25 protein-coding genes are annotated in these 25,507 nt (G+C 50.6%); 24 read left to right on the top strand and 1 reads right to left on the bottom strand.

What is annotated here, in order from left to right; all coding sequences use genetic code 11:
* Positions 1-2 precede the first annotated feature (2 nt).
* The 17 genes from ACESZP_RS13835 (at position 3) to ACESZP_RS13755 (ending at position 16,300) form a co-directional block, all read left to right on the top strand.
* Positions 3-587, top strand: coding sequence for an MptD family putative ECF transporter S component (locus ACESZP_RS13835; RefSeq protein WP_499709345.1), 585 nt, complete (start codon positions 3-5; stop codon positions 585-587).
* On the top strand, positions 587-1,318 hold the full coding sequence (locus ACESZP_RS13830) for an energy-coupling factor transporter transmembrane component T (RefSeq protein WP_499709343.1): 732 nt from the start codon (positions 587-589) through the stop codon (positions 1,316-1,318). Before ACESZP_RS13835 ends, ACESZP_RS13830 begins: the two co-directional genes overlap by 1 nt.
* Entirely contained in the window at positions 1,315-2,706 is a 1,392-nt protein-coding gene (locus ACESZP_RS13825; RefSeq protein WP_499709341.1) for an ABC transporter ATP-binding protein, read from the top strand. Before ACESZP_RS13830 ends, ACESZP_RS13825 begins: the two co-directional genes overlap by 4 nt.
* A 28-nt stretch (positions 2,707-2,734) precedes the next feature.
* Positions 2,735-3,094, top strand: coding sequence for a VOC family protein (locus ACESZP_RS13820; protein ID WP_499709340.1), 360 nt, complete (start codon positions 2,735-2,737; stop codon positions 3,092-3,094).
* A 90-nt stretch (positions 3,095-3,184) separates the two neighbouring features.
* Entirely contained in the window at positions 3,185-3,808 is a 624-nt protein-coding gene (locus tag ACESZP_RS13815) for a TetR/AcrR family transcriptional regulator (RefSeq protein WP_499709339.1), read from the top strand.
* Between the two features lie 24 nt (positions 3,809-3,832).
* Complete coding sequence (locus ACESZP_RS13810) at positions 3,833-4,075, top strand: hypothetical protein (protein ID WP_499709337.1); 243 nt, start codon at positions 3,833-3,835, stop codon at positions 4,073-4,075.
* A gap of 22 nt (positions 4,076-4,097) precedes the next feature.
* The gene (locus ACESZP_RS13805; RefSeq protein ID WP_499709335.1) at positions 4,098-4,724 is read left to right on the top strand and encodes a GNAT family N-acetyltransferase; all 627 of its coding nucleotides are present in this window, start codon (positions 4,098-4,100) and stop codon (positions 4,722-4,724) included.
* Between the two features lie 16 nt (positions 4,725-4,740).
* Positions 4,741-5,487: a GNAT family N-acetyltransferase gene (locus ACESZP_RS13800; RefSeq protein WP_499709334.1), complete on the top strand. Its 747-nt coding sequence runs from the start codon at positions 4,741-4,743 to the stop codon at positions 5,485-5,487.
* Positions 5,488-5,753: 266 nt separating this feature from the next.
* Positions 5,754-7,073, top strand: a complete 1,320-nt coding sequence (locus ACESZP_RS13795) for an aspartate kinase (RefSeq protein WP_499709332.1) — start codon at positions 5,754-5,756, stop codon at positions 7,071-7,073.
* 121 nt (positions 7,074-7,194) lie between these two features.
* On the top strand, positions 7,195-8,748 hold the full coding sequence (locus ACESZP_RS13790; RefSeq protein WP_499709331.1) for an ABC-F family ATP-binding cassette domain-containing protein: 1,554 nt from the start codon (positions 7,195-7,197) through the stop codon (positions 8,746-8,748).
* 186 nt (positions 8,749-8,934) lie between these two features.
* Positions 8,935-9,171: a helix-turn-helix transcriptional regulator gene (locus tag ACESZP_RS13785; RefSeq protein WP_349163563.1), complete on the top strand. Its 237-nt coding sequence runs from the start codon at positions 8,935-8,937 to the stop codon at positions 9,169-9,171.
* A complete protein-coding gene (locus ACESZP_RS13780; RefSeq protein ID WP_499709329.1) occupies positions 9,143-9,934 on the top strand; it encodes a DUF3169 family protein in 792 nt (263 codons plus the stop codon). The genes ACESZP_RS13785 and ACESZP_RS13780 overlap by 29 nt, the downstream gene beginning before the upstream one ends.
* A gap of 103 nt (positions 9,935-10,037) precedes the next feature.
* A complete protein-coding gene (locus ACESZP_RS13775) occupies positions 10,038-12,707 on the top strand; it encodes an NYN domain-containing protein (protein WP_499709327.1) in 2,670 nt (889 codons plus the stop codon).
* An 87-nt stretch (positions 12,708-12,794) separates the two neighbouring features.
* Complete coding sequence (locus ACESZP_RS13770) at positions 12,795-13,961, top strand: DUF4317 domain-containing protein (RefSeq protein ID WP_499709325.1); 1,167 nt, start codon at positions 12,795-12,797, stop codon at positions 13,959-13,961.
* Between the two features lie 3 nt (positions 13,962-13,964).
* Positions 13,965-14,462, top strand: coding sequence for a transcription elongation factor GreA (gene greA / locus ACESZP_RS13765; protein ID WP_349163568.1), 498 nt, complete (start codon positions 13,965-13,967; stop codon positions 14,460-14,462).
* 71 nt (positions 14,463-14,533) lie between these two features.
* On the top strand, positions 14,534-15,397 hold the full coding sequence (locus ACESZP_RS13760; protein ID WP_499709323.1) for a DNA adenine methylase: 864 nt from the start codon (positions 14,534-14,536) through the stop codon (positions 15,395-15,397).
* 114 nt (positions 15,398-15,511) lie between these two features.
* The gene (locus tag ACESZP_RS13755) at positions 15,512-16,300 is read left to right on the top strand and encodes an SseB family protein (protein ID WP_499709321.1); all 789 of its coding nucleotides are present in this window, start codon (positions 15,512-15,514) and stop codon (positions 16,298-16,300) included.
* A gap of 102 nt (positions 16,301-16,402) precedes the next feature.
* On the opposite strand, the gene ychF is transcribed toward ACESZP_RS13755, so the two are convergent.
* Positions 16,403-17,500 carry a redox-regulated ATPase YchF gene (gene ychF, locus ACESZP_RS13750; RefSeq protein ID WP_499709319.1) on the bottom strand — a complete coding sequence of 366 codons (1,098 nt, stop codon included), beginning with the start codon at positions 17,498-17,500 and terminating at the stop codon, positions 16,403-16,405.
* A 180-nt stretch (positions 17,501-17,680) separates the two neighbouring features.
* Between ychF and ACESZP_RS13745 the strand changes: the two genes are divergently transcribed.
* The 7 genes from ACESZP_RS13745 (at position 17,681) to mraY (ending at position 25,498) form a co-directional block, all read left to right on the top strand.
* Positions 17,681-18,295 carry a DedA family protein gene (locus ACESZP_RS13745; protein WP_499709317.1) on the top strand — a complete coding sequence of 205 codons (615 nt, stop codon included), beginning with the start codon at positions 17,681-17,683 and terminating at the stop codon, positions 18,293-18,295.
* A 262-nt stretch (positions 18,296-18,557) separates the two neighbouring features.
* A complete protein-coding gene (mraZ, locus tag ACESZP_RS13740) occupies positions 18,558-18,995 on the top strand; it encodes a division/cell wall cluster transcriptional repressor MraZ (protein ID WP_178038606.1) in 438 nt (145 codons plus the stop codon).
* A gap of 17 nt (positions 18,996-19,012) precedes the next feature.
* A complete protein-coding gene (gene rsmH, locus ACESZP_RS13735; protein ID WP_499709315.1) occupies positions 19,013-19,963 on the top strand; it encodes a 16S rRNA (cytosine(1402)-N(4))-methyltransferase RsmH in 951 nt (316 codons plus the stop codon).
* Between the two features lie 2 nt (positions 19,964-19,965).
* Positions 19,966-20,505 (top strand): hypothetical protein, encoded by a 540-nt coding sequence (locus ACESZP_RS13730; RefSeq protein WP_499709313.1) that lies wholly within the window; start codon positions 19,966-19,968, stop codon positions 20,503-20,505.
* Between the two features lie 5 nt (positions 20,506-20,510).
* Positions 20,511-22,676, top strand: coding sequence for a peptidoglycan D,D-transpeptidase FtsI family protein (locus ACESZP_RS13725; protein WP_499709312.1), 2,166 nt, complete (start codon positions 20,511-20,513; stop codon positions 22,674-22,676).
* Positions 22,677-22,724: 48 nt separating this feature from the next.
* Positions 22,725-24,503, top strand: a complete 1,779-nt coding sequence (locus ACESZP_RS13720) for a peptidoglycan D,D-transpeptidase FtsI family protein (protein WP_499709310.1) — start codon at positions 22,725-22,727, stop codon at positions 24,501-24,503.
* Positions 24,504-24,538: 35 nt separating this feature from the next.
* On the top strand, positions 24,539-25,498 hold the full coding sequence (gene mraY, locus ACESZP_RS13715) for a phospho-N-acetylmuramoyl-pentapeptide-transferase (protein WP_178038678.1): 960 nt from the start codon (positions 24,539-24,541) through the stop codon (positions 25,496-25,498).
* Positions 25,499-25,507 lie beyond the last annotated feature (9 nt).

Here is a 25,507-nt window from a genome sequence, read left to right as displayed (position 1 = left end):
CGATGAAAAACAATCAGAAACTCAAAGGAAAAGACTTGATTAACATTGGCATTTATGCAGCGCTCTACTGTGTCTTAATGACTTGTATTTCCATGTTAGGATATATTCCTATCATGATGCCCATGCTGACGGTGATCGTACCGATCATCCTCGGCGTTCCCATGATGCTGTTCTATACCAAGGTCAAAAAGTTCGGAATGATCACCATTATGGCGACCATTGTTGGTATTTATCTATGCGTCACCGGTATGGGATTCTGGCCTATTCTCTTTGGCGTAGTGTTCGGCTTTCTGGCTGACCTGATCGCAAAAAGCGGCAGCTACGCCAGTGGGAAGAAAAGCATTCTCAGCTATGGAACCTTCTGCGTTCTTCTGTTTGGTAACTATCTGCCGCTGTATATCGACAGGGAGGGCTATTTCTCCACCCGCCAGAGCTTTGGCGCAGAATATATCAATACGCTGGGAAACATCATGCAGCCCTGGACGGCTCCCGTGTTGATCGTAGCCGCCTTTGTGTGCGGTATGCTGGGCGCACTGTTGGGCAAGGCGCTGCTGAAAAAGCACTTTGTCAAGGCGGGCATCGTCTGATGGCTCGGGGAATCCTGCAGGCCAGCATTCAAAACAGAGGTTTGGTGCTGGACCCCAGGACGAAGCTGGTGATGCTCTTCGACATCGCCCTGTTCGTGTTGGGGTCTGCCGGGGGCGGGAGTGTGGAACCTCTCGTCCCCATCCTCTGTGCCATGCCCGCTGTGCTGATGCTGAGCGCAAAAAAGTGGAAAGGGGCGGCAACCTATCTGCTCGTCTACCTGCTGTCCTGGCTGACCTATACGCAGCTTGTCCCACTGACCAAGGGGGCAGTCAATTTCATCCTCCTGGGGTGCAGCGGAATGCTCTCCCGCTTCCTGCCGGGGATCGCGATGGGCGGTTATCTGGTTTCCACTACCACGGTCAGCGAGTTCACTGCCGCTATGCTGCGCCTGCACCTGAGTGAAAAGATCATCATTCCACTGTCCGTCATGTTTCGATTTTTTCCCACGGTCATGGATGAGGCAGCCTCCATCAATGCCGCAATGCGGATGCGGGGAATTTACATGGGCGGAAAGAATGTGGGAAAAATGCTGGAATACCGATTGGTGCCGCTGATAACCTGCTGCGTGAAGATCGGTGAGGACCTGTCTGCCGCGGCACTAACCCGTGGACTTGGCGGCGAGGTGAAGCGAACCAACATCTGCAAAATCGGCTTTCATATACAGGACTATCTTCTGTTTGTAGTTTGTCTGATCCCTTATGCGGTTTGGATCATGGGGAGGGTTCTATGATCGAGATCAAAAAAGTCAGCTTTCAGCATGAAAATGCAGAAAAACCATCCCTGAAAAATGTATCCTTGACCATTGCCGAAGGCGAATGTGTTCTTCTCTGCGGCGAGTCCGGCAGCGGAAAGACGACCGTTACCCGCCTGATTAACGGCCTGATCCCACATTTCTATGAGGGTAAGATGGAAGGATGTGCCATGGTAAATGGCCTGAATGTGACGGAGGCCGAGCTTTACGACACGGCAAGAATCGTCGGTAGCGTGTTCCAGAACCCCCGCAGTCAGTTTTTCTGCGTGGACACCACCAGTGAGCTGGCCTTTGGCTGCGAGAACATGGGAATGCCGGAAGACGAGATACTCTCCCGTGTAGACGAAGCAGCGAGGGAGCTAAACATAAAAAAACTGTTAGGGCGCAGCATCTTTGAACTCTCTGGCGGAGAAAAGCAGAAGATTTCCTGCGCCTCCGTTTCGGCTCTGCGCCCGGAGGTGATGGTGCTGGATGAGCCTACCTCCAATCTGGACGTTCACGCTATTGAGGAGCTGAAGCAGACACTGCTCGGATGGAAAGCTGAAGGTAAGACCATTGTGATCGCGGAGCACCGGCTGTCGTGGCTCCGCGATCTCTGTGACCGGGTGATCTGCATGAAGGATGGACAGGTAGCTTTCGACCTTTCTATGCAGGCATTTGCACAGTATTCCACAGAACAGCTTCATCAAATGGGACTTCGATCCTTGCGCGATGAGAAGATAGCGCCGGTACAGAACAGTGTTCCGGAAACCGAAATGATGCAGCTGCAAAACTTTTGTTTTTCTTACGATGGAACACCGGTGTTGAATATTCCTCATCTTTCCCTGCCTTTGGACGGTATTATTGCGCTTGTCGGTCCCAATGGTGCGGGCAAGTCCACCTTTTCCCGCTGCCTGTGCGGACTGGAGAAGAAGTTCAAAGGGCAGGTCGAGATAAACGGACAGCTTTGGAAAAACAGACAGCTGCTGAAAAACTGCTACATGGTCATGCAGGATGTGAACCACCAACTGTTCTGCGAAACAGTAGCTGACGAAGTCCAGCTTGGGATGCGGTCGGAAAATAGTTCAGATGTTGAACGTGTTTTGGAGATGCTGGATCTGTCCCATCTGCGGGAACGCCATCCCATGAGCCTGTCCGGTGGACAAAAGCAGCGGGTAGCCATTGCGTCTGCCATTCTGGCTGGAAAAGAGATCCTGATCTTTGACGAGCCTACCAGCGGTCTTGACTTCCGCCACATGGAGCAAACGGCGGCGTTGCTTTTTTCTCTGAAAGGCAACCAGACCGTGCTGATCGTGACCCACGACCCGGAGTTGATTCAGCGCTGCTGCGATCATATTGTTTGTATCGAGAACGGGACGGTGATTTAATCCTGTCCTTCCAATCCTGCCATGTAGAATGTATGCGAAGCTGGAAACAGCCCGCAATTTCTTTGTGAAGTATCTGGGTGCAAAATCAAATGAAGGCTACCATAATACAAAAACAAGTTTCCGCTCTTATTTTCTGTCGTTTGACGAGGGGGCACGGCTTGAAATTATGAACAAGCCGGAAATGCCCGATTTTCCAAAGGGATTTGCCCGCACTGGGTATGCGCACATTGCGTTCAGCGTAGGCAGCAAAGAAAAAGTGGATGCTTTGACCGCTGAACTGAAAGCTGACGGATATGAAGTGGTCAGCGGTCCCAGGATAACCGGAGATGGGTACTATGAAAGTTGTATTGTTGTAATCGAAGGAAATCAAATTGAAATTACAGTTTGACTTCGAGCTTTTTTCATTAGCTCTTGACAAGTAACCACTCGGTAACTACAATGAAGTTACCGAGTGGTTACTTTAATAGAGGAGATAGTTATGGCAGAGAGTACAAAGGAACGGATTTTGAGAATAGCACTGGAGCTGTTTGCGCAGAACGGCTATCTGGGGACGTCTATGAATGATATTGCAGGGCAGTTGGGATTTACGAAAGCCGCCTTATATAAGCATTATGCCAGCAAGCAAGAGATCTTAGATAAGATTGTGGAGCGGATGAACAAGATGGACTATGAGCGCGCGGAGGCCTATGAAATGCCGGAAACGGAACCAGACGGCTTTGCGGAAGCATATCTGCATACACCAATTCAAAAAATTCGCACGTACAGCCTTGCCCAGTTTGACCATTGGACAAAGCAACCGTTTTCTTCTAATTTCCGTAAAATGCTGACGTTGGAGCAGTATCGTGATCCCAAGCTTGCACAGCTCCATCATGACTATCTGGCTGGTGGGCCTTTGGAGTACATGGCGGCCATCTTCCGCAAGCTGGCAGATTCTGATGAGGACGCTATGCAGCTGGCATTGGAATTCTATGGTCCAATGTATCTTTTATACAGTGTCTACGACGGTGCAGAGGAAAAAGAATCGGTTTCCTCTTTGCTGGCAACACACATTGATCACTTTATTGCCAAGGTTGAGTCTGATTACAGAAAGAGAAGGAAATGATAAGATTCAGTATTGAGAGGTGAAATGAGAATGAAACTTTATTTTGGAAACGCCATAACTACGGTGACAACTTTGATGCTCTTTGCCCTGCTGGGTCTTATCGTCTGGTCGGTTTGGGGTCGCACAAGCATTCAATATTGGGGGCGCAGAAGCACAGTTCTGCTGGTGTTCGGACTTGTGATATGTTGCTTTGCGGCGACTATGAAGAAGCAGGCCGCCATCGTTCCCAAAATCAGCAGAAAAGAAGGATTATTGATTAAGAGATAAGAAATAAGAGAGGAGAAATATCATGTCAGAAAAGAATATTACCATACGTCTGGAAACAAAAGAAGATTACAGAGCTGTCGAAAACCTGACCCGCGAGGCATTCTGGAATGTTTACCGGCCCGGCTGTATGGAGCACTATGTGCTGCACTGTTATCGGGACGACCTGGCATTTGTGCCGGAGCTGGATTTTGTGATGGAACTGGACGGAAAGCTAATCGGGCAGGTAATCTATGTGCGGTCGGAGATCGACTGTGACGACGGGCGAAAGGTGCCGATCATGACCTTCGGTCCCATTGGCATCGCACCCGCATACAAGCGGCAGGGCTACGGAAAGCAGCTGCTCGACTATTCCATGGGAAAAGCAAAGGAAATGGGTGCAGGGGCGCTTGCCATTACCGGCAATATTGACTTTTACGGCAAGTCTGGCTTTGTTCCGGCCAAAACCAAGGGCGTGCGCTATGCCGACGACCCGGAGGCGGACTATTTTCTCATCAAAGAACTGAAACCGGGATTCTTGGACGGCGTCTCCGGTACTTACAAAGACCCGGAGGGGTATTTTGTCTGTGAGAAAGACCCGGAGGGGTTTGAAAAGTTTGAAGCCACTTTCCTGGCAAAAGAAAAGCAGATGCTGCCGGGACAGTTGTGTTGAACGGGAGGAATAACGGATGAACTATCTTCGGATTACAAAAGAAAATATGGATAAGGAACATATCTGCTGCGCCATGTCCGGCAAACAGAGTGTCGCAAAAAAGGAATGGCTGAGGCAGCGCTTTGATGACGGACTTGTTTTTTATCGGAGCGCAGAGCGTGGAAAATGCTTTATTGAATATATTCCGGCTGAAAACGCCTGGGTGCCTATTGTGGCAGAGGGTTATCTTTATATTAACTGTTTATGGGTATCCGGCTCCATGAAAGGACACGGATACTCGAATGATCTGCTGGAGGCGTGTATCCGTGATGCTAAGGCTCAGGGGAAGAAAGGTCTTTGTATTCTGTGTGCAGAGGGACGGAAGCGGGAATTTCTCGCTGATCCGAAATTTCTTGCTTACAAGGGGTTCCGTGTGGCAGACATATCCGACTGCGGGATCAATCTCATGTATCTTCCCATTGAATCAGGTACACAGCCGCTGCATTTCAAGGAATGCGCGAGACATCCGGTGATTGAGGAAGCGGGCTTTGTTCTTTATTACACCGATCAGTGTCCGTATACCCATTATTGGGTGCCGAGGGTGCAACAGGTGGCGAAGGAACATGGTATTCCGTTCAAAGTTATTCACGTTACTGATAAAGAATCTGCACAGAATGTACCCGCACCGGTCACGACATATGCTCTGTTTCGGGACGGTCAGTTTCTGACACAGAGTATTCAGTCAGATAAAAAATTTCTGGCGCTGGCTGGTTTGCAAAACTGATTTTACTCCGCAATTTTTTGTGTTGTTTTTGAGTCGCAACATAATGTTGTCAAATGAAATGGAGAAAATTTTAATGAAAAAATACGCACTGCTGGATACCGATGGTCTGATTTGCTGAGATGAGTCTGGAATGAGTGCACAAAATTCCAAGCGTAACATCGTGTTTGGGTTCGCTTGATTTTAAAAAGAAACACTTGCAAATTCTGCCACTTTTTTTTAAAATAACCTCAGTGTATTCTATAAAGCTATGAGGAGTCGTTATCACTATGAAAAAAGTTGTAAAATTTGGAGGAAGCTCTCTGGCCAATGCGGAACAGTTTAAGAAGGTAGGAGAGATCATCAGAAGTGAAGAAAGCCGCAGATATGTGGTGCCGTCTGCGCCGGGAAAGCGCTTTAACGGAGACACCAAGGTAACGGATATGCTGTATGCCTGCTATGAGGCTGCGGAAGCAGGGGAAGAGTTTTCCGGAAAGCTTCAGGCTATTAAGGAGCGCTTTGAGGAGATTATAAAGGGGCTTTCTTTGGACCTGTCCTTGGAACGGGAATTTGAGCAGATTGCTGCTGATTTTTCCGCGCATGCAGGGAAAGAGTATGCTGCGTCCAGAGGAGAGTTCCTGAATGGTAAAGTCATGGCGGCTTATCTGGGATATGAGTTTGTGGATGCCGCGGAGGTGATTCGTTTTGATAAGAACGGAGTTCTCGAGGCGGAAAAGACCAACCGACTTCTGGAAAAAAGACTGGCGAGGTGTGAAAAAGCTGTTATTCCGGGATTCTACGGCGCTGAGGATGGCGGAAAGGTGCGGACATTTTCCAGAGGCGGTTCCGATGTAACAGGCTCGCTGGTGGCCAAGGCGATTATGGCGGATCTGTATGAGAACTGGACAGATGTATCCGGTTTTCTGGTGACGGATCCGAGGATCGTGGAGAATCCGGCTGTGATCGAGACCATTACCTATCGGGAACTTCGCGAGTTGTCGTATATGGGAGCAACGGTCCTTCACGAGGAGGCCATCTTCCCTGTGAGAAAAGAGGGAATCCCCATTAACATCCGAAATACCAATCACCCGGAAGATAAGGGAACCTTTATCGTGGAAAGTACCTGCAGAAAGCCCAAATACACCATCACCGGTATTGCGGGAAAGAAAGGTTTCTGTTCTATCAATATTGAAAAATCCATGATGAACAGTGAAATTGGATTTGGACGCAAGGTTCTTCAGGTATTTGAAGACCAGGGTATCAGCTTTGAGCATATTCCTTCCGGAATTGATACTCTGACGGTTTATGTGCATCAGGATGAATTTGAGGAAAAGGAACAGCAGGTGATTGCAGGAATCCATCGGGCCGTATCTCCGGATTTTGTGGAGATGGAGTCCGATCTGGCGCTGATTGCCGTAGTAGGACGGGGAATGAAGTCCACCAGAGGAACTGCCGGAAGAATTTTTTCTGCATTGGCCCATGCCAATGTGAACGTGAAGATGATCGATCAGGGTTCCAGTGAGCTGAATATTATTATTGGTGTGGAAAACAGGGATTTTGAGGCTGCGATCAAAGCAATTTATGATATTTTTGTTCTGACACAGATGTAAGAAAAGAAGGGCTGCCGTGACAGGTATTTTGATCCCTTGACGAATCCCGGAAAAGCCGATAAAATATGGGTTACATGCGCGTAACAAGAGAAATGATTTTGAACTGTACAGGGAGAGATTTATGAGTATTTTGAATGTGGAGCACCTAACCCATGGCTTTGGCGACCGGGCCATTTTCTCAGACGTGTCCTTCCGGCTTCTGAAGGGGGAACATATCGGTCTGGTGGGCGCCAACGGCGAAGGAAAGTCCACCTTTATGAGTATCGTGACCGGGAAGCTGATGCCTGACGAGGGAAAAGTGGAATGGGCGAAAAATGTCCATGCAGGCTATCTGGATCAGCATGCGGTGCTGGAGAAAGGCATGACCGTCGGCCAGGTGCTGAAATCCGCCTTTGATCCGCTGCTGAAAAAGGAAGAACGGATGAATGAGATTTGCGATATGCTGGGCAGCGCCGGGGACGATATGGACGCCCTGATGGAGGAACTGGGAACCATTCAGGATGAGCTGACCCTGCATGATTTTTATACCATTGACGCGAAGGTGGAAGAGGTAGCTCGGGCGCTGGGGCTTCTGGATCTGGGACTTGACCGGGACGTGACGGATTTGAGCGGCGGACAGAGAACGAAGGTGCTGCTGGCCAAGCTGCTGCTGGAGAAGCCGGATATTCTGCTTCTGGACGAGCCGACCAACTACCTGGATGAGGAGCATATCGGCTGGCTGAAGCGCTATCTTCTGGATTATGAAAATGCGTTTATTCTGATTTCCCATGACGTGCCTTTTATGAACGAGGTGGTCAATATCATTTACCATATGGAGAATCAGGAGCTGAACCGCTATGTGGGCGATTACGACCATTTCCTGGAGGTCTATGCGGTGAAAAAGGCTCAGTTAGAGGCTGCTTACCGCCGTCAGCAGCAGGAAATCAGCGAGCTGAAGGACTTCGTGGCCCGCAACAAGGCCCGTGTTTCTACCCGAAATATGGCCATGTCCCGCCAGAAAAAGCTGGACAAAATGGACGTTATTGAGCTGGCTGCCGAAAAGCCAAAGCCGGAATTCAATTTCCGCTATGGCCGCACGCCCGGAAAAATGCTTTTTGAGACAAAAGATCTGGTGATTGGCTACACAGAACCCCTGTCCAGGCCGCTTAATTTCAGCATGGAGCGCGGTCAGAAAATTGCGCTGGTGGGAACCAACGGTATCGGTAAAACCACGCTTTTGAAGAGTATTCTGGGTCTGATTCCGTCCCTGTCCGGCAGCTGCGAGCTGGGTGAAAATCTGCAGCTTGGCTACTTCGAACAGGAAGTAAAGGGTGATAATAAGACCACCTGCATCGACGAAATCTGGAACGAATTTCCTTCCTACAACCAGCAGGAAATCCGCGCAGCCCTGGCCAAATGCGGCCTGACCACCAAGCATATTGAAAGCCAGGTCCGCGTCTTAAGCGGCGGCGAGCAGGCCAAGGTCCGCCTCTGCAAGCTCATCAACCGCGACACCAACTTCCTCCTCTTGGACGAGCCCACCAACCACCTGGACGTGGATGCCAAGGACGAACTGAAACGGGCATTGAAGGAGTACAAGGGAAGTATCCTGCTTATCTGCCACGAGCCGGAGTTTTATCAGGATGTGGTCGGAGAAGTGTGGGATATGAGTAAGTGGACGACGAAGACGCTGTAAAAAGAATGTAAAACGAAAACATCGATCTTGCCAAAAAAGATCGATGTTTTTTGTTTAACTGACAACGACATATCACCAAATTTAAATGACAAAAAGACTTGTCAAAACATCTTGACAACTATCCTTGTCAATGCTATGATAATAATGACAAGAAAAGTTGTCAAACGCAAAGGAGAACTGAACATTATGCCGTTATTAAATCGTTTAAAGGAATACCGATCCCGGCTGAATATGAATCAGACGGAGCTGGGGAAGAAGGCGGGCGTATCCCGGCAGACGATCAGTCTGATTGAACGGGGCGATTACTCGCCGTCGGTGACACTGGCTTTGAAGCTGGCGATGATTTGCGAGGTACAGGTAGAGGATATTTTCCGGTATGAGGAGGATGGGGAAGATGAAAGAGAAAAAAGTCAACAGTTATAAAAGATGTCTGAAAATTATCGCAGTTGCCGCAGCGATAGGAGGCGTGGCGGGAGGTATTTCCGGTGGACTTTATGAGGCAACCAAAGCATCTGGAATTGGAATTGATATGGCAGGAATCACTGCGTTGATTCAAAGTGTGATGACGCCGCTTCTGGGAATCATTTTTGCGGCATCTGTGATTCTGGGGGAGACCAGTTACCGGAGGCTGAAAGCGACCTGTGAAAAGCAGCAGACAGCGGAGGATGAAGAATGCGATCGGCTGGAATATGAGGAAGAAAAAGAAGGGGCCTTTGGAATGAATGTAAGTGTGGTATCCCAGGTGCTCAGTATTCTGGTTTTGACCTTTGGCTACTCTATGAAGTATATCACAAGCGACGGCCATGCATTTCGTTTCCTGGCAGCTTGCATCGTGTTTATCGCCTGCTTTATCTATGAGTATTTCTGGCAGATTCGCTATGTGAAGCTGCTTCAGAAAACCCATCCGGAGAAAAAGGGCGAACCGTCTTCCCTGAAGTTCCAGGAGCAGTGGCTGGAAAGCTGCGACGAGGCGGAGAAAGAGATTATATACCGAAGCTCCTATAAGGCTTTCATGACTGTGAATCGGACGGTTCCCATTCTGCTGGTGGGAACGATGGTGGCGCATCTGTATTTTGATACGGGAATGTTCGCTGTGGTAGTGGTATCCATTATCTGGCTGGTGACGCAGTTTACCTATGCACGTTCCTGCGTAAGGCTGAGAGAGACGAGAACGCTGGTGCGATAAGAATAGGTATCTGTGGACAGAACTTAAGAATACAGCCGGTTGGAAAATAAGTTCTTCCCCGAACACACATTTTGTGTTAGAATGGAATCCGAGGTTTGAATTTATGGAAAAGAGAACGACAATCGGAATCCTGGCCCATGTGGACGCGGGAAAGACAACTTTGGCGGAAGCCATGCTCTATCGGTGCGGTGCCATCCGAAAGGCAGGCCGCGTAGATCATGGCGACGCCCATATGGATACACACAGTCTGGAGCGGGCCAGAGGCATTACGATCTTTGCAAGCCAGGCCCAGCTTCAGCTGGGGGACTGGAAAGCAGCGCTTTTAGATACACCGGGACATGTGGACTTCTCTGCAGAGATGGAGCGCACTCTTTGGGTGCTGGACTATGCGATTCTGGTGATCAATGGTGCAGATGGTGTGCAGGCTCATGTGCGGACACTGTGGAAGCTTTTGAAGAAGTACCGGATCCCGGTTTTCTTATTTGTGAATAAAATGGATCAGCCAGGAACGGACCGTATGGCGCTTCTGGCAGAATTAAAGGGCGCTTTGGATGGACGCTGTGTGGATTTTACGGCAGATCGGGCAGAGGCGGATATCTGTGAGGACGCAGCGGTCTGCGATGAGGCGTTGCTGGAACAGTTCCTGGAACAGGGAACGTTGAGCACAGAGAGTATCGCTCATAAGATCAGGGAGCGTAAGATTTATCCCTGTTATTTTGGATCCGCTCTGAAAGATGAAGGCGTGCAGGAATTCCTGGACGCCATGGCGCGTTATATGGAGCGACATATTTATCCGACGGAATTCGGCGCTCGTGTATACAAGATTGGCCGGGATGAACAGGGCAGCCGCTTAAGCTATCTGAAGGTGACGGGCGGTTCATTGAAGGTAAAACAGCTTATCCAGGGCGAGACAGATGGAGAAGCCTGGGAGGAAAAGGCGGATCAGATTCGTCTCTATTCCGGCGGCAGCTTTGAGAACGTTCAGGAGGCGTCGGCTGGCACGATCTGCGCAGTGACAGGACTTTCCCGCACCTGGGCGGGCGAAGGACTGGGAATGGAAGATAAGGGCCCGGCTCCGTCCCTGGAACCGGTATTAACTTACCAGTTACTGCCTCCGAAGGACTGCAATCTGCATGAACTTCTTCAGAAGCTTCGCCGTTTGGAGGAGGAGCTTCCGGAGCTGCATGTGGTCTGGAGAGAGGAGCTTTCCGAGATTCATGTGCGCGTGATGGGCGAAGTGCAGATTGAGATCCTGAAAAGCCTGATGCAGGAGCGCTTCGGGGTCCCGGTAGAGTTTGGCGCAGGCAGTATTGTATACAAGGAAACCATCGAAAATGTAGTGGAGGGAGTGGGTCATTTCGAACCCTTGCGCCATTATGCGGAGGTACATTTGATCCTGGAGCCCGGCGAGCCGGGAAGCGGTCTGACTTTTGCAAGCAGCTGCAGCGAGGACGAGCTGGATCGGAACTGGCAGAGGCTGATTCTGACTCATCTGACGGAACGGAGTCATCCGGGCGTGTTGACCGGGGCGGAGATTACGGATATGAAGATTACGCTGGCGGCAGGCAGAGCCCACGCCAAGCATACAGAGGGCGGTGATTTCCGGCAGGCCACCTATCGGGCGGTACGGCAGGGGCTGAAGCAGGCGAAAAGCGTGCTTTTGGAGCCTTTCTATGAGTTCCGTCTTACAGTTCCGGCGGATAAGCTGGGACGGGCCATGACGGATATTCAGAAGATGTCCGGTACATTTTCCGAGCCGGAGAATGAGAATGGCCAGATGGTGTTAAGCGGTTCTGCGCCCGTATCACAGATGCAGGGCTATGCTGCAGAGATGACTGCCTATACGAGAGGTCTGGGACACCTGTCCTGTGCCCTGAAGGGTTACGGCCCTTGCGCAAATGCGGACGAGGTGATCGTGGCCATGGGCTATGATTCCGAGGCGGATATTCTGAATCCGACGGGCTCCGTGTTCTGTGCCCATGGAGCAGGCTTTTACGTACCCTGGAATCAGGTTTTTTCCTATATGCATCTGGACAGCGTGCTGCGTCCGAAAAAGGAGCCGAAAGAAGCGGGACTGGAGACGGCGAGACGCAGTCAGTCGTCTCTGGGAGCCGTGGATCCGAAGGAACTGGATGAGATCTTTGAGCGGACTTACGGGCCGATCCGGCGCGACCGTCAGGGTGTGGGCCGGGTGGAGCGCAGCTTCCGGAAGGAATCGGAGGATACAGAAAAGCGGGAAATTAAGTTCCGTAAAAAGGAAAAAGAATATCTTCTGGTGGATGGTTATAATATTATTTTTGCATGGGAAGATCTGAAAGCGCTGTCAGAAATCAATCTGGAGTCTGCCCGTGGAAAGCTGATGGATATTTTGTCCAATCTGCAGGGCGCGCTGGGCTGTACCCTGATTCTGGTCTTTGACGCTTATCGCGTGGAAGGCGGAACCAGAGAAATCTTTAAATATCACAACATTCATGTGGTGTATACAAAAGAAGCCGAGACAGCGGATCAATACATTGAGAAGACGGTTCATGAGCTGGGACGCAAGTACCAGGTGACAGTGGCTACCTCCGACGGCCTGGAACAGGTGATTATCATGGGTCAGGGGGCATCAAGGCTTTCGGCTGCGGGACTGCGGGAGCTGGTGGATGTAACCGGCAGCGAACTCAGAGAGACATTGGAGAAGAAGCCTGTGGGTGGAAAAAACTATTTGTTTGAGAACCTGTCTGATGAAGTCCGTGGCTGGATAGAGGAGATTCTGGCAGCAGAAGAATGACAGAATTTTACAATAGCATGAAAAAGATGCCTTCAGTGAAAAAACAAAGTAGGAAAAGAGAAAACAGATTCAGGAGTGAATTTTTACATGAATAAAAAAGAAATTGCGGAAATCAAGAAGCAGTTTACACCCCAGAACTGCGCGCTGACCAGACTTTGCGCATGTTATGTGGACGGCGAGAAGAATAAAAAAAGCGAGATGAAGGAAGCCTTTCTATCTCAGTCCGAGGAGGAGTGCTTCAAGTATTTTGAAATCTTCCGGAAGAGCCTGTCCGGCACCGTGGGAAAGAACCTGGTAAATCTGGAATTCCCCCTGGACGCGGAGATGGAAGGCGGGCAGCAGGAGTTTTTGCTGAAGCTTCGCGACAGTAAATTGAAGGATGATGTGCTTCTGGAGCAGTTCTATGATAAAATCATAGAGAACTACGAGTATGGCGAGAACTATCTGATTCTGCTGGTACACGGCATGTATGATGTGCCGGGAAAATCCTCTGATAATGAGGAAATGTTCGACGCATCGGATGAGGTATATGAATATCTGCTCTGTACCATCTGCCCGGTAAACCTGTCCAAGGCGGGCTTAAGCTACGATGCGGAAAGCAACCGCTTCGGTTCCCGCGTCCGGGACTGGCTGGTGGAGCTGCCCATGGCGGGCTTTCTGTTCCCGGCCTTTCAGGATCGCAGCACCGATTTACATAGTATGCTTTACTATTCCAAGAATGCGGAAGAGCTGAAGGATGATTTCGTGGAAGGCATGTTCGGCTGCGGTACGCCATTGACAGCCGCCGATCAGAAGGACACCTTCAATGCCATGATTGAGGAGACGTTGGGCGAAGAGTGCGATTACGAAGCCGTCCGCAACATCCATGAGAGGCTCTACGAGATGGCGGAGGAAAAAAAGGATGAGCCGGAGCCGCTGGTGCTGAGCAAGGCGGAGGTGAAGCAGCTCTTTGCGGAAAGCGGCGTGGAAGCAGAAAAAATGACGGAGCTTGAGGAGCGCTATGAGGAATCCGCCGGGGCCAATACGGAATTTCTGGCATCCAATGTGATGAATACAAGAAAATTTGAGATCAAAGCTCCGGATGTGGTGATTCAGGTAAATCCGGAACGGGCGGATCTGGTGGAAACCCGTATCATTGACGGCAGGCAGTGCCTGGTGATTCCGGTGGATGACCGGGTGGAGGTAAATGGAATTTCGGTTCGCACAATGCGGACAGGAAGCTTCAGTGAGCGAATGGGTGAAGGAGAGGAATAATTCATGCGGGAGCAGTTGACAAAGCAGGATGTGGAGAAGATTCAGCAGGAAATCGAGCACCGGAAGCTGGTGGTCCGGAAAGAAGCCATTGAGGCGGTCAAAGAAGCACGGGCCCATGGAGATCTGAGCGAGAATTTTGAATATTATGCTGCTAAGAAGGATAAAAACCAGAATGAAAGCCGCATTCGCTATCTGGAGAGAATGCTGAAGACGGCAGAAGTGGTGGAGGATCATTCGGGAGCTGACGAGGTCGGCATGGATACCAAGGTAGTGCTTTACTATGAAGATGAGGATGAGACCGAGGAAGTGAAAATCGTCACATCTATCCGGGGAAATTCCCTGGAGGGTCGTATCAGCATCGAATCACCGCTTGGCAAAGCCCTTCTGGGACATAAGGCCGGTGACCGTGTCCATGTCCGGGTAGGCGACGGCGGCTACGACGTGCAGATCCGCTCCATCGACAAGGACGGCGGCGAAGAAGAAAGCATCCGTAAATTTTAAGGAGGCGGGTCTGCGGCCTGTGCCCTGAACGTCCGTACCAAGATAAATACAAAGAAAAACGGGGAAATGTTATGAATACAACAACCATGGTCCCATTTGTCAAATGGGCCGGCGGCAAGCGACAGATGCTGGAGCAGCTCTGTATCCGTATGCCGGATACTTACAACGCGTATTATGAGCCCTTTGTGGGCGGAGGGGCAATGGTACTGTCTCTGGCGCCGGAGGAAGCCCGGATTAACGATATCAACCAGGAGTTGGTTCACACCTACACTGAGATACGGGATCATCTGGACGCGCTTCTGGAGAAGCTGATGGAACTGGACAAGGTTACCTGTACTCGGGAATTTTATTATGAGCTGCGCAGCCGTTATAATGAGAAGCGCTTAAACAGTTCTTACGATACCGAGATGGCAGCCCTGTTCATTTACCTGAATAAGCATTGCTTTAACGGTCTTTACCGGGTCAATACCAAGGGCGAGTTCAACGTTCCCTGGAATCAGAAGCAGTCGATCCGCTCCATGGATATGGAGAATATCAAGGCTATTTCCGCTTATCTGAAGTCCGTGACCATCACCTGTCAGGATTTTGAGCAGGCCCTTGCAGGTGTGCAGAAAGGCGATTTCATCTACTTCGACAGTCCTTACGCGCCGCTGAATCCTACTTCCTTTGATTCCTATACCAAGGAAGGATTCACGGAAGAGGAACACCGTCGTCTGGCGGAACTTTTCCGGGAGCTGACGAAAAAAGGTGTCTACTGTATGCTGACCAATCACAACACGGAACTGATTCAGGAACTGTATGAAGGCTTCCTGATTGAGGAGATCGACGTGCGCCGCGCCATCAATTCCGATCCGAAGAAGCGTCGGGGCAAGGAAGTGATCATTCGAAATTACGGGGAAGCGATCAGGCCGAAACGCAGAACCAGAAAAAAGTGAAAAAAATTGCTGTGTCTTGTCAGACAGCCCGGATTCTGGTAAAATAATAGGAAATGAGGCCATGACAGGCTATTGGAAAGAGGAATGCGCGATATGAGTACGGACAATAGATTGATGATAAAAAATTTACAGAAACTGGATCATTTTTACGTTCTGACTTCGAAAGCAACGAATCTTCCCTTTGCGGAATGCGATTCGGAGACCTTTGACGATCAGACGGCGATATTTGAGCAGGAGCAGGATGCAAAGGAATATGCCGAAAAGCTGGAGGAAGAGAATCAGCCGACGGTGGTGACGGAGATTATCAAGGATAAGATGTCAGCTTTTTATACGGGACTGTATCTGACCGGTATCAATCGGGTAGCGTTCCACAACGGAGCAGGCTTCTGCTATCTGGATTTAAGCGCGGTTGTCACGGTGAAAAAGCCGGAGCAGAAGGACAATATGCCGCCGGTGATGAATGATTCGCTGCAGCTGACAGCCGTTTATTTTCTGCAGGAGCTGCGCCGCCCCAATCAGAATACGCCGGATCCGGAGCGTAATGCCCGTCTGCGGGAGATGGAGCAGGAGCTCATCGCGAACCTGCGTCGTTCCCGCTTTGTGCTGGCGTTGGATGTCACAGATGTGAAAGGGGCGTTGGATCTGACGAAGCCGAATCCGGATGTGAAGGTTCCCTATCTGAAGAATTCGACGGGTGATATTATTCAGCCGATTTTCTCCGATCTGTGGGAGTTTGAAAAGTTCCGCCAGAAGAATCCCCGGAAGCTGCAGGCTCTGTCCGCGCCGTTCCAGAAGCTGGTTCCGCCGCTGATTCAGAATGCGAAGGGCTTTGCACTGAATCCGGCAGGCTTCAATCTACTGCTTCAGCGGGATAAGGTAGAAACGCTGGCAAAACAGCAGTAAATTACGAATAGAAAAGGGAGTTACCGAAACGCCGGAATGGTGAATCGTTAACTCCCTTAATTACGCTTGTTTTCTGCCCTTCCGGGCATCTCGATACAGATTTTACACGTTGAAGCGGAATAGAATCACATCGCCGTCTTTCACCACATAATCCTTTCCTTCCAGACCTACCAGGCCCTTTTCCTTAGCAGCGGAATAGCTGCCGCAATCCAGCAGATCCTGATAATTGACCACCTCGGCACGGATGAAGCCACGCTCAAAGTCAGAGTGAATCTTACCGGCTGCCTGGGGAGCCTTGGTTCCGCGGGTAATGGTCCATGCGCGGGTCTCGGTCTCACCGGCGGTCAGGTAGCTGATAAGACCAAGCAGATGGTAGCTTGCGCGGATCAGCTTGTCCAGGCCGGACTCCTTCAGGCCTAAGTCTTCCAGGAACATGGATTTCTCATCATCATCCAGCTCGGAGATTTCTTCCTCAATCTGTGCGCAGATGACAAATACCTCGCTGCCGTTCTCGGCTGCGTATTTTCGAACGGCTTCCACATGTGGGTTGGACGCGCCGTCATCTGCCAGATCATCTTCGCTTACATTGGCTGCGAAAATCACCGGTTTGTAGGTCAGCAGGTTGTAGCTGGCCAGCCATGCCTGTTCATCCTCGTCGTCTGTGGTGAAACCGGAAGCCATTTTTCCATCCTCCAGCCATGCCTTCAGACGGTTCAGAAGCTCCAGCTCCTTGGCTAGAGTCTTATCATTGCGGGCGCCGCGGACCGTCTTGGAAATACGGCGCTCCAGAATCTCCAGATCGGAGAAAATCAGCTCCAGATTGATGGTTTCGATGTCACGGATGGGATCGACGCTGCCGTCTACATGGATGACATTGGGATCCTCAAAGCAGCGGACTACGTGTACAATAGCGTCCACCTCGCGGATATTGGCCAGGAACTGATTGCCCAGGCCCTCGCCCTTGGACGCGCCCTTTACCAGACCTGCGATATCCACAAACTCAATGACCGCCGGGGTTACCTTGGCGGAATGGTACATATCTGCCAGCAGTCCCAGACGGGCGTCCGGTACGGCTACCACACCCACGTTGGGGTCGATGGTGCAGAAAGGATAGTTGGCGGATTCAGCGCCTGCCTTGGTCAGGGAATTGAACAGGGTACTCTTGCCGACATTCGGCAGACCCACGATACCTAATTTCATGTGATCTATATCCTCCTTAAAAGCATATGATTTCAAAACATTTACAGTATACTATAGCATACTCGGCGGGAAATGTAAATTCTCAGATGGGAAAGATTCGGCCAAAATAGTCGGGAATAATCGGGATAAACGAAAAAACAGCCGCATAGGATAGAAAAAGGAGCGAAAGCCGCAGGAGGCGTGATTTTGAAAAGCCTGATTCTGTCTGTGATGGAGCAGTACGGGTATCCCGGGCTCTTTTTTCTGATTTTCCTGGAAAATGTATTCCCGCCTATTCCCTCAGAGGTGATTCTGCCTTTTGGCGGATTTTTGACAATTCATACAGCCTTAAGCGTGCCGGGAGTTGTATGCTTCGCGACGCTTGGTTCCCTGGCTGGGGCTGTGGTGCTCTACGGAGCAGGATATCTTTTAAATCGGGAGCGGCTGACCCGTCTGGTGGATGGAAAAGTGGGAAAGCTTCTACGCCTGAAGGGAGAAGATATCGCAAAGGCAGACGACTGGTTTCGGAGTAAAGGGCGCATAACGGTCTTTTTCTGTCGCTGCGTTCCGGTAGTGCGCAGTCTGATTTCAGTTCCGGCTGGCATGAGCCGTATGGAATTCCCCTTATTTCTCCTCTATACCACAGCCGGAACTCTGATCTGGAACATCCTTTTAGTATCCCTTGGGGCGTTCATGGGCGAATCCTGGAGTTATATTGCCTGGCTTGTGGGGGAATACTCCCATGTGATGCTGATTATACTGGGAATCAGCGCCCTGAGTGGAGTGCTTGGTTTTTATATAAGAAGAAAAAATTAAGAAATTCTGAAGCATTTTGTAAAAAGAAGTGGAAATGACACAAGTTATATCAATAAAACAACAATATCTTGTATGCGTGAAAATGCAAAAAACAAGATATTGTTGTTTTGCGTTTGTGCAAAATACACAGAAAAAGGACTTGCTTTTTATGAAAATTTAAGATATTATTAATCCATAAGTGGTGAATAGTGGTGGAAAGTGGTTTGAAAGTGCATTTAAGTGGTAGATAAGAACCAGAAACCGATGAAAGTGGGGTGACGCTATGTTCCGGGGCGAATATAACCATACGGTAGACACCAAGGGCAGGCTGATCATTCCTTCTAAGTTTCGGGAAAAGCTCGGTGACGAGTGCATTGTGACAAGAGGATTGGATGGCTGCCTTTTCGTATTTCCCATGAAAGAATGGGAAAACTACGAAGAAAAGCTGAAGCAGCTCCCTATGACCAATAAGAATGCGCGTTCTTTTGTACGTTTTCTGACTGCGGGCGCCACTTCCTGTGAGTTTGACAAGCAGGGAAGAGTACTGATTCCGGCAACCTTACGGAAGTTCGCGGGAATTGAAAAAGACGTTGTACTGGCCGGACTCCTGAACCGTATCGAGATCTGGAGTGAGGAGAAGTGGAACGAGAACAACAATTACGAAGAGATTGACATGGACGAGATTGCAGGTCAGCTGACAGAGCTTGGTCTGGATATCTAACAATAAAGGGGACAGACATGGAATTTTCACATGTATCCGTCTTACTGCATGAGACGATTGAACAACTGCATATCCGTCCGGATGGAATATACGTAGACGGTACGCTGGGCGGCGGCGGACATTCTTATGAGATTTGTAAGCAGCTTTCGGATAAAGGAAGGCTTATCGGAATCGACCAGGATGCGGACGCCATTGCGGCAGCGGGAGAGAGACTGAAGGAATTCGGCGACCGGGTAACTATCGTCCGAAGCAATTACTGCAATATGCGCCGGGAGCTTCAGAATCTTGGCATTGACCATGTGGACGGCATCGTGCTGGATCTGGGGGTTTCTTCCTATCAGCTGGACGCGGCAGACCGGGGGTTTACCTACCGGGTGGACGCCCCGCTGGACATGCGTATGGATCAGCGCCAGACGAAGACGGCCCGGGATATTGTAAATGGCTATACAGAGCATGAGCTGTACCGGGTCATCCGGGATTACGGCGAGGAAAAGTTCGCAGCCAATATCACGAAGCATATTGCGTTGGCCAGAGAGAAGAAGCCCATCGAGACCACCGGAGAACTGACGGAGATTATCCGGGCGGCGATTCCGGCGAAGATACGGGCCGTAGGCGGACATCCGGCCAAACGTACCTTCCAGGCCATTCGCATTGAGCTGAATCAGGAGCTGGAGGTACTGAAGAACTCACTGGATGATATGATTGATCTGTTGAATCCGGGCGGCAGAATCTGTGTGATAACCTTCCATTCTCTGGAAGACCGGATAGTAAAAACCATATTTAAAACCAATGAAAATCCCTGTACCTGCCCTTCTAACTTTCCTGTGTGTGTGTGTGGTAAAAAACCGAAGGGCAGGTCACCGATTAGAAAGCCGATTGCTCCCGGTGCGGAGGAATTGGAATATAATAAGCGATCCAAGAGCGCGAAGCTTCGCGTCTTTGAACGGATCGGGAGTCAGGAAGCGTAAAAATGGCAGAGATCAGAAGCATTTATACGAATAACAGAACAGATGGAAAAACAGAACGCAGAACCACCTATGTGGATGGAGCGGCGGTCCGCAGGCTTCGGACCGGCGAGCAGCCGGAGAGACAGCGCAGGCAGGAAGAACGGTTTTCCGTTCATACGGCCCGCAGAGTAAAGGCGAAGGAACGCATGGGCCTGGGATATGGCATGTTTCTGGCAGTAGCGCTGGGCGTGGCCATGTGGGTCTGTGTGGGATATCTGAAGCTGCAGGCGGACAATACCGCCCGGGCAAAGAACATCACGGCGCTGGAGACGCAGCTTTCCACGCTGAAGGATGAGAATGACGATGAATATAACCGGGTGACGACTTCTGTGGATCTGGAGAAAATCCGGGACATTGCCATGAATGAGCTTGGCATGGTATACGCAAATGAGGATCAGGTAGTACTTTACGACGATGAGGGGAGCGATTACGTAAAGCAGTATGCCGAGATCCCGGAGGACGATAAGAGTCTCAAGGGAGCGCTTGGCACGATTAGCAGGTGAGTAATTTGAACGATCGTACAGAGAAAAAAAGAAAACCGAGAGCGCGGATGCAGGCGCTGCTTACCAACCGAATGAAGCGTAAGCTGGCGCTGGTATTCGCGCTCATTGTGCTTGCTCTGCTGGGAGTGAGCGTAAGGCTGGCTTATATCAATAAAACCAGCGGAGATAAGTATACGAAAAAAGTACTGGCGCAGCAGGATACCAACAGTACTACGCTGCCATACAGAAGAGGCGATATTCTGGATCGCAACGGCACAATTCTGGCTACCAGTGAAAAGGTTTACAATCTGATTCTGGATCCGAAGGTACTGTGGCAGAACCAGGACAAGGAGGATGCGGAGAAGGACTGCGTGGAACCGACCATCAAGGCGCTGGTGCAGTATTTTGAACTGGATGAGTCAGAACTTCGGGCTACCTTAAGCGAAAAGAAAGACAGCAGCTATGTTATCTTAAGAAAACAGCTGAGTAAAGATGAAATTGCTGATTTTAAGGCAGCGCAGGAGGACAAAGAGACCGGAAGCAACATCAAGGGTGTCTGGTTTGAGGACTCTTATATCCGTCGCTATCCGTATAATTCTCTGGCCTGCCATGTGATTGGATATACCGTTACGGGAAATCAGGGGCAGACCGGTATCGAAGAAGAATACAGTGATACCCTGAACGGCATCAATGGCCGCAGCTACAAGTACCTGAACGAGGATCTGGAGCAGTCTACCTCGGTAAAGAAGGCCGTAGATGGCAATACAGTGGTGTCTACGATTGACGCAACCCTGCAAGGCATTGCAGAGAAATACATTGGCAAATTTATCGAAGATTATACGAATAAAAGCGTGGAAGGACCGGCGGCGAAGAATATTGGCGTGCTGATGATGAATCCCCAGACCGGCGAGATTCTGGCCATGGCGGGTGATGTGGATTTCGATCTGAATAATCCTCAGGATCTGGTGGGCAATGGCTACCTGACCCAGGAGCAGGTGGATGCCATGTCCGAGGAGGAACAGCTGGACGCCAAGAACCAGATGTGGCGAAACTTCTGCATCAGCGACGGATACGAACCCGGATCAACCGTAAAACCCATGACGGTGGCAGCGGCTCTGGAGCTGGGCCTGGTCAATGATTCCACCACCTTCCTCTGCGACGGCGGACAGGTTATCGTACAGGGCCAACCCAAGATTAAGTGCGCGAAGAAGACCGGCCACGGTATCATTTCCCTGGAAGGCTCCCTGATGTTTTCCTGCAATGACGCCCTGATGCAGATGGGCGCCATGATTGGTTATGATAACTTTCTGAAGTACCAGCAGATCTTTAACTTCGGTCTGAAGACCAACATCGATCTGCCCGGCGAGACCAATAACGCGTCGACGGTATTTACGAAGGACACCATGGGTCCGGTGGAGCTGGCGACCAGCTCTTTCGGTCAGGGCTTCAATACGTCTATGATTCAGGTGGCTTCGGCCTTTTCTTCCGTTATCAATGGCGGTTATTATTACCAGCCCCACGTGGTGAAGAAGATTCTGAACGCGGAGGGCGGCACCGTGGAGACTGTCAATCCGGTGCTGGTGCGCCAGACCATTTCCAATAAGACGTCTTCCATGATCCGGCAGTATCTGTATCACACCATGTACGGAACTGCGGACGCCAACGGCAATAACCCCACCGGTAAAAAGGGCCGCGTAGCAGGTTATACTATGGGCGGTAAGACCGGAACGGCTCAGAAGGTTCCCCGTTCCGCCAGAAAATATCTGGTGTCATTCATCGGCTTTGCGCCGGCGGATAATCCCCAGGTAGTCTGCTATGTGGTGGTGGACGAGCCCAACGCGGACAGCCCGACGACTCAGGCAAGCAGCGCTTTTGCCCAGGAGATATTCAAAAATATTATGAAAGAGGCTATGCCATATCTGAATATTCCGAGAAACGCAGAGATTCCGGAAGACATGAAGGAGGAAGTGGCGGCTGAGGAAGCGGCCCGGGCAGAGCAGGAAGCAGAAGAAGAGGCGACGGAAGAGGAAACTCCGATTGAAGAAGGTACACTGGTGGATCCGAATACCGGCGAGACTGTGAAGATGCCTACGGAAGAAGAAGTAGAGGCAGAAGGCGACAGTGGTCCGTTGGATGACTATGAAAGCCCGATTCTTCCTGAGGACGGAAGCAACCCTGCAGAGACAGAATAAAATCAGAAACCCCATAATAGGTTGTAACAAACCGATTATGGGGTTTTTATGAAAGAAAAGGAAACGAAAAGCAGAACATATAACCGGAAGAAGCTGACGCTGGTGTTCTGCGTGTGTGTGCTGATGCTGGTGGGTCTGGTGGCGAGGCTGGTGCGGTTAATGGTTTATGAGGCGGACTATTATCAGGAACTGGCGGAGGATCTGCACCAGCGGGAGCGGAGCATCAAGGCAGCCCGGGGAAGGATTCTCGACCGGAATGGTACGGTATTGGCTTCCAACCGTACCGTGTGTACCGTGTCGGTGGTACATAGCCAGCTGACCGATCCGGAGGCGGTAATTACGGCGCTTTCACGTGAACTGAATTTGTCGGATGAGCAGGTACGCGGACGGGTGGAGAAATACAGCTCCATCGAGCGGATCAAGGCCAATGTGGACAAAGAAACCGGCGACCGCATCCGTGCCCTGGAACTGGCCGGTGTGAAAATTGACGAGGATTATAAGCGCTCTTATCCTTACGGTTCCCTGGCGTCCAAGGTGCTTGGCTTCACCGGCGGCGATAATCAGGGCATCATCGGACTGGAGGTCCGGTATGATTCCTATCTGCAGGGGCAGAACGGTACAATTCTGACGCTGACAGACGCCCGGGGTATCGAACTGGCCGACGCGGGCGAGGAGCGGGTGGAACCGGTGCCGGGGGCAGATCTGAGGGTCAGTCTGGACTATAATATCCAGCTCTACACGGAGCAGGCGGCAAAGAAGGTCCGGGAAGAAAAACAGGCCGCCTATGTATCGATTCTGGTCATGAATCCCCAGAATGGCGAGATCTACGCCAATGTAAATGTGCCGGAGTTTGATTTGAACAATCCCTATGACCTGACGGCGTATCTTGCGGACACCGGACAGGACGCAGCAGCGCTTGCCGGGGAGCAGAAGCAGGATCTGCGCAATCAGATGTGGCGGAACCAGAGCATCAATGATACCTACGAGCCGGGGTCTGTTTTTAAGGTGGTGACGGCGGCAGCCGCATTGGAAAAAGGCGTGGTGAATCTAAACGATACCTTCAACTGTCCGGGCTTCCGCATGGTGGAGGATCGGCGGATCCGCTGCCATAAGGTGAGGGGACACGGGAGCGAGACCTTTGTACAGGCCATCGAAAATTCCTGCAACCCGGTCTTTATCGATATCGGTCAACGGGTGGGCGCAGAGGATTTCTACGGGTATTTCCGGCAATTTGGCCTGATGGAGAAGACAGGAATTGATGTGCCCGGAGAGGCCAATATTATCATGCACAAACTGGAAAATATTGGCTTAGTCGAGCTGGCGACCATGTCCTTTGGGCAGTCCTTCCAGATTACGCCCATGCAGATGGCAGCTACGGTCAGTTCCATCATAAATGGCGGGCTTCGGATTACGCCTCATTTCGGGATTGCCATTGAAAATCAGGATGGAAAGGTGCTGAAGAAGCTGTCCTGGCCCAAAGGAAAACGGGTGGTGCGCGCTGAAACCTCAGAAACCATGCGCTTTTTGCTGGAAAAGGTGGTGTCCGAGGGCGGCGGAAAGAAGGCGTACATTGAGGGTTACCGTATCGGCGGCAAGACGGCCACATCCCAGACGCTCCCCAGAGGCACCGGACGCTACATTTCCTCGTTCATCGGTTTTGCTCCGGCGGACAATCCGCAGGTTTTGGCCATGTGCGTGATTCACAATCCCCAGGGGGTCTATTACGGCGGCACCATCGCCGCTCCGGTCGTCCGGGATATTTTTGAAAATATTCTTCCCTATCTTGGCATTGAAAAAACGGAAGAAAAGGCTTATAATGCAGATTAGCCATAAGAGAAATAAGTATGAGAGGTAGATTGGTTATGGATTTGAAAACACTGATATTTCCGGTTCTGATATCATTTGCTATCAGCGCGGCTCTGGGACCCGTTGTGATTCCACTGCTTCGCAAGATGAAATTTGGCCAGACAGAGCGTGAGGAGGGACCCAAGAGCCATCTGAAGAAGACGGGTACGCCGACCATGGGCGGCGTCATGATTTTGATTGCCATTATTGTAACATCCCTGATTTACGCAAAGGATTTCCCAAAGATTATCCCGGTGCTTTTTGTGACCGTGGGTTTTGGCATTATCGGATTTCTGGATGATTATATCAAGATTATTCTGCACCGCTCCGAGGGCCTGACGCCCGGACAGAAGATGTTCGGCCAGTTCCTGGTGACCGGCGTATTCATTTTTTACTATTATAACCTGACCGGCGGCGACATGGCTATGCTGATTCCGTTCTGGCCGGGACACTATCTGCATCTGGGCTGGCTGGCTATTCCGGTGGCCTTTCTGGCTATCATCGGAACGGTCAACGGCGCCAACTTTACCGACGGCCTGGACGGCCTGGCTTCCAGTGTCACCGTACTGATTGCCGTATTTTTCACAGTGGTTGCAGTGGGAACCGGAAGCGGTCTGCATCCGATTACCTGCGCAGTGGTGGGAAGCCTGATGGGATTCCTGCTCTTTAATGTATTTCCGGCCAGCGTCTTTATGGGCGATACCGGATCTTTGGCTTTGGGCGGCTTTGTGGCGGCCACGGCTTACATGATGGATATGCCGATTTTCATTCTGATTGTGGCGCTGATTTACTGGGTGGAGATTCTGTCGGTTATGATTCAGGTAACTTATTTTAAGATGAGCGGTGGAAAACGTATCTTCCGGATGGCGCCGATTCATCATCATTTCGAGCTGGGCGGCTGGTCTGAGACCCGTGTCGTGGCGGTATTTTCCATCGTGACGGCACTGCTGTGCCTGGTTGGCTTACTGGCGCTTTAAGGAGGATAT

It is taken from the genome of Candidatus Dorea massiliensis AP6 (assembly GCF_964245105.1).
Classification (GTDB): domain Bacteria; phylum Bacillota; class Clostridia; order Lachnospirales; family Lachnospiraceae; genus Laedolimicola; species Laedolimicola intestinihominis.
The sequence above is the reverse complement of the archived record's forward strand: the minus strand, read 5'-3'. Positions and strand labels throughout refer to the sequence as shown.

What these genes read in the sequence shown, in the direction of transcription:
- ACESZP_RS13825 (WP_499709341.1), top strand. Translation starts at nt 1,315, where the DNA reads ATGATCGAGATCAAAAAAGTCAGCTTTCAGCATGAAAATGCAGAAAAA.
- ACESZP_RS13785 (WP_349163563.1), top strand. Translation starts at nt 8,935, where the DNA reads ATGCCGTTATTAAATCGTTTAAAGGAATACCGATCCCGGCTGAATATG.
- ACESZP_RS13760 (WP_499709323.1), top strand. Translation starts at nt 14,534, where the DNA reads ATGAATACAACAACCATGGTCCCATTTGTCAAATGGGCCGGCGGCAAG.
- ACESZP_RS13795 (WP_499709332.1), top strand. Translation starts at nt 5,754, where the DNA reads ATGAAAAAAGTTGTAAAATTTGGAGGAAGCTCTCTGGCCAATGCGGAA.
- ACESZP_RS13730 (WP_499709313.1), top strand. Translation starts at nt 19,966, where the DNA reads ATGGCAGAGATCAGAAGCATTTATACGAATAACAGAACAGATGGAAAA.
- ACESZP_RS13790 (WP_499709331.1), top strand. Translation starts at nt 7,195, where the DNA reads ATGAGTATTTTGAATGTGGAGCACCTAACCCATGGCTTTGGCGACCGG.
- ACESZP_RS13830 (WP_499709343.1), top strand. Translation starts at nt 587, where the DNA reads ATGGCTCGGGGAATCCTGCAGGCCAGCATTCAAAACAGAGGTTTGGTG.
- ACESZP_RS13775 (WP_499709327.1), top strand. Translation starts at nt 10,038, where the DNA reads ATGGAAAAGAGAACGACAATCGGAATCCTGGCCCATGTGGACGCGGGA.
- greA (WP_349163568.1), top strand. Translation starts at nt 13,965, where the DNA reads ATGCGGGAGCAGTTGACAAAGCAGGATGTGGAGAAGATTCAGCAGGAA.
- ACESZP_RS13810 (WP_499709337.1), top strand. Translation starts at nt 3,833, where the DNA reads ATGAGAATGAAACTTTATTTTGGAAACGCCATAACTACGGTGACAACT.
- ACESZP_RS13720 (WP_499709310.1), top strand. Translation starts at nt 22,725, where the DNA reads ATGAAAGAAAAGGAAACGAAAAGCAGAACATATAACCGGAAGAAGCTG.
- ACESZP_RS13755 (WP_499709321.1), top strand. Translation starts at nt 15,512, where the DNA reads ATGATAAAAAATTTACAGAAACTGGATCATTTTTACGTTCTGACTTCG.
- mraY (WP_178038678.1), top strand. Translation starts at nt 24,539, where the DNA reads ATGGATTTGAAAACACTGATATTTCCGGTTCTGATATCATTTGCTATC.
- ychF (WP_499709319.1), bottom strand. Translation starts at nt 17,500, where the DNA reads ATGAAATTAGGTATCGTGGGTCTGCCGAATGTCGGCAAGAGTACCCTG.
- ACESZP_RS13770 (WP_499709325.1), top strand. Translation starts at nt 12,795, where the DNA reads ATGAATAAAAAAGAAATTGCGGAAATCAAGAAGCAGTTTACACCCCAG.
- ACESZP_RS13820 (WP_499709340.1), top strand. Translation starts at nt 2,735, where the DNA reads ATGTATGCGAAGCTGGAAACAGCCCGCAATTTCTTTGTGAAGTATCTG.
- ACESZP_RS13815 (WP_499709339.1), top strand. Translation starts at nt 3,185, where the DNA reads ATGGCAGAGAGTACAAAGGAACGGATTTTGAGAATAGCACTGGAGCTG.
- ACESZP_RS13835 (WP_499709345.1), top strand. Translation starts at nt 3, where the DNA reads ATGAAAAACAATCAGAAACTCAAAGGAAAAGACTTGATTAACATTGGC.
- ACESZP_RS13805 (WP_499709335.1), top strand. Translation starts at nt 4,098, where the DNA reads ATGTCAGAAAAGAATATTACCATACGTCTGGAAACAAAAGAAGATTAC.
- ACESZP_RS13800 (WP_499709334.1), top strand. Translation starts at nt 4,741, where the DNA reads ATGAACTATCTTCGGATTACAAAAGAAAATATGGATAAGGAACATATC.
- rsmH (WP_499709315.1), top strand. Translation starts at nt 19,013, where the DNA reads ATGGAATTTTCACATGTATCCGTCTTACTGCATGAGACGATTGAACAA.
- mraZ (WP_178038606.1), top strand. Translation starts at nt 18,558, where the DNA reads ATGTTCCGGGGCGAATATAACCATACGGTAGACACCAAGGGCAGGCTG.
- ACESZP_RS13780 (WP_499709329.1), top strand. Translation starts at nt 9,143, where the DNA reads ATGAAAGAGAAAAAAGTCAACAGTTATAAAAGATGTCTGAAAATTATC.